1 protein-coding gene is annotated in these 3403 nt (G+C 73.8%); it reads left to right on the plus strand.

Annotated features, from left to right (window positions below):
• Window positions 1-3403 (plus strand): amino acid adenylation domain-containing protein (locus VF632_RS14535; RefSeq protein WP_331023633.1); only part of this gene is annotated, 3403 nt, incomplete at both ends.

The following is a 3403-nucleotide window of genomic DNA, read 5'->3' on the forward strand; positions in this document are numbered from 1 at the left end:
TCGTACATCCACGAGCGGTTCGAGGCGCAGGCCGGGCGCACGCCCGGCGCGGTGGCGGTGGTCTTCGAGGACCGGGAGCTGACGTACGGCGAGCTGAACGCCCGGGCCAACCGGCTGGCGCACCACCTGAGGAGCCTGGGCTTGGGCCCCGACGTGCGCGTGGGGATCTGCGTGGAGCGCGAGCCCGAGCTGGTGGTGGCCGTGCTGGGCGTGCTGAAGTCGGGGGGCGCGTACCTGCCGCTGGACCCCGCCTATCCGCGGGAACGGCTGCTCGACATGGTGCGGGACAGCGCCCCGGTGGTCATGCTGACGCAGGGGTCTCTGGCCGCACGGCTGGCGGAGTTGGACGTGCCCCTGCTGTCGCTGGACGAGGACGCGGCGTGGTGGGCGGGGCAGCCGGCCACGAACCCGGAGCGTGCGGCGCTGTCGCCGGAGCACCTGACGTACGTCATCTACACCTCGGGCTCCACGGGGCGGCCCAAGGGGGTGATGATGACGCACGGGGGCGCTTCCAACCTGCTGCACTGGTACCTGGGCGCCACCGGGATGACGGAGCGCGACGCGGTGCTGGTCGTCACCTCCTTCAGCTTCCACCTCACCCAGCGCAACCTGCTGGCCCCGCTCTTCGTGGGTGGCCGGGTGCACCTGGCGCGCGAGCCGTTCGAGCCGGGCAGGATCACGGCGCAGATCGTGGCGTCCGGCATCACCATGATGAACCTGACGCCGACGGGGTTCCAGGCGCTGGTGGAGGCGGACGGGGGGAAAGCGATCGGCGGGCTGCGGATCGTGGTCTTCGGCGGGGAGCCGCTGTACCCGCGGCAGCTCGCGCGGGTGCCGGAGCCCCGTCCGGTGTTCCTGAACCCGTACGGCTCCACGGAGGCCACCGGGATCACGGCCCACCACTTCGCCCGCGCAGACCTGTCGAGCTACTCCAGCCGCTCCATGCCGCCGGGCCGCCCCATCGCCAACGCCACGATCTACGTGCTGGACGCGGCCGGCGAGCCGGTGCCGGTGGGGGTGACGGGGGAGCTGTACCTGGGCGGGGCGGGGGTCACGCGCGGCTACCGGGGGCTGCCGGGGCAGACGGCGGAGCGCTATCTCCCCGATCCCTTCGGCCGGGCGCCCGGCGCGCGGCTGTACCGCACGGGCGACCTGGGGCGGTGGCTGCCGGACGGGACCATCGAGTTCATGGGGCGCGCCGACTCGCAGGTGAAGGTGCGCGGGTTCCGCATCGAGCTGGGCGAGGTCGAGGCGCGGCTGGCCGAGCACGCGGCCGTGCACGAGGCGGTGGTGGTGGCGCGGGCGCGCGACGGGGAGATGGGCGACCCGCGGCTGGTGGCCTATTACACGGGCAGCCCGGCGGGCGCGGCGGTGCTGCGCGCGCACCTGGCCGAGCGGCTGCCGGAGTACATGGTGCCGGCGGCGTTCGTCCACATGAACGCGCTCCCGGTGAACCCCAACGGCAAGCTGGACCGCAAGGCGCTGCCGGAGCCGGAGTTCGGGCCGGACGACGAGACCTACGTCGCGCCGCGCACCCCGGTCGAGGAGGTGCTGGCGGGGATCTGGGCCGAGGTGCTGGGCGTCGAGCGCCTGGGCGTGGAGGACGGCTTCTTCGAGCTGGGCGGGCACTCGCTCCTGGCCACCCGCGTGGTGTCGCAGGTGCGCGAGGCATTCGGCGTGGAGATGCCGCTGCGCGCGCTCTTCGAAGGGCCCACCGTGGCCGAGATGGCCGCACGCGTGGAGGAGATGCGCGGGGCCGGGCTGCCGGTGCTGCCCCCCGTGGTGCCCGTGGAGCGTACACGGGCGCTGCCGCTGTCGTTCACCCAGCAGCGGCTCTGGTTCCTGGAGCAGCTGGGGAGCCCGGGGAGCGTGTACCACCTCCACAAGTCGCTGCGCCTGCGCGGCGCACTGGACGTGGACGCGCTGGCGCGGGCACTGGACGAGGTCGTGGCCCGCCACGAGGCACTGCGCACCACCTTCGCGCAGGTGGACGCCGCTCCCGTGCAGCGGATCGCCCCCGCGGCGGCGAGCGGGTTCCACCTGGTGGAGCACGACCTCGGCGGGCGGGCGGACGCCGAGGCGGAGCTCGACCGGCTGATCGCCGGAGAGGCCCGTGCGCCCTTCGACCTGGAGCGGGGGCCGCTCGTCCGCGGCCGGCTCGTCCGGCTGGCGGCCGACGACCACGTGCTGGTCCTGGCGATGCACCACCTGGTCACCGACGGCTGGTCGTTCGGCGTGCTCTTCGATGAGCTTTCCTCGCTCTACGCCGCCCATCGCTCGGGGCGGGAGGCGCACCTTCCCGAGCTGCCGGTGCAGTACGCCGACTACGCGGTCTGGCAGCGCCGGTGGATGGAGGGCGACGTCCTCCGCGAGCAGGCGGACTACTGGACGCGTACGCTGGCGGGCGCACCGGAGCTGCTGGAGCTGCCCACCGACCGCCCGCGGCCGGCGCAGGTGGACCATGCGGGGGCGGTGCTCGGGGTGGAGCTGGACGAGGCGCTCACGGCGGGGCTGAATGCGCTGGCGCGGCGGCACGGCACCACGCTGTACATGACGCTCGTGGCCGGGTGGGCCGTGGTGCTCAGCCGGCTCTCGGGCCAGGACGACGTGGTGATCGGCACGCCGACGGCGGGCCGCGGACGGCGCGAGACCGAGGGGCTGATCGGCTGCTTCGTGAACACCCTGGCGCTGCGCCTGGAATTGTCGGGCGCGCCCACGGTGGCGGAGCTGCTGGGCCGGGTGAAGGAGCGGGCGCTCGCCGGGCAGCACCACCAGGACATCCCCTTCGAGCAGGTGGTGGAGCTGGTGGACCCGGTACGCAGCGTGTCGCACCACCCGCTCTTCCAGGTGGTGATCGCGTGGCAGAACATGGCCCGGGGAGAGGGCAACACCCTGCGGCTCCCGGGGGTGGAAGCGGGCGTGGCCGTGGAGTCCGCGCACGTGGATGCCAAGACCGATCTCTGGCTCGGGCTGTGGGAGGCGAACGAACGCATCCAGGGAAGCGTCAAGTATGCGACGGCGCTCTTCGACCGGGCGACCGTGGAGCGCCACCTGGCGCACCTGCGCCGGGTGCTGGAGGCGTTCGTCGCCGACGACCTGCAGGCCGTGCACGTGCTCCCGCTGCTCCCCGCGGCGGAGCGGCGCCTGGTGCTGGAGGAGTGGAACCGCACCGGCGCGGAGTACGCGGTGTCGTCGTGCATCCACGAGCTGTTCGAGGCGCAGGTGGAGCGCGCGCCCGGCGCCACGGCGGTGATCTTCGGGAACGAGCGCCTGAGCTACGCGGAATTGAACGCGCGGGCCAACCGGCTGGCGCACGACCTCCGCTCGCGGGGGGTGGGGCCGGAGGTGCGCGTGGCCCTCTGCCTGGAGCGCGGGCCCGAGATGGTGGCCGCCGTCCTCGCCG

Origin of the sequence: Longimicrobium sp., from assembly GCF_036388275.1 — a bacterium.
Classification (GTDB): Bacteria; Gemmatimonadota; Gemmatimonadetes; order Longimicrobiales; family Longimicrobiaceae; genus Longimicrobium.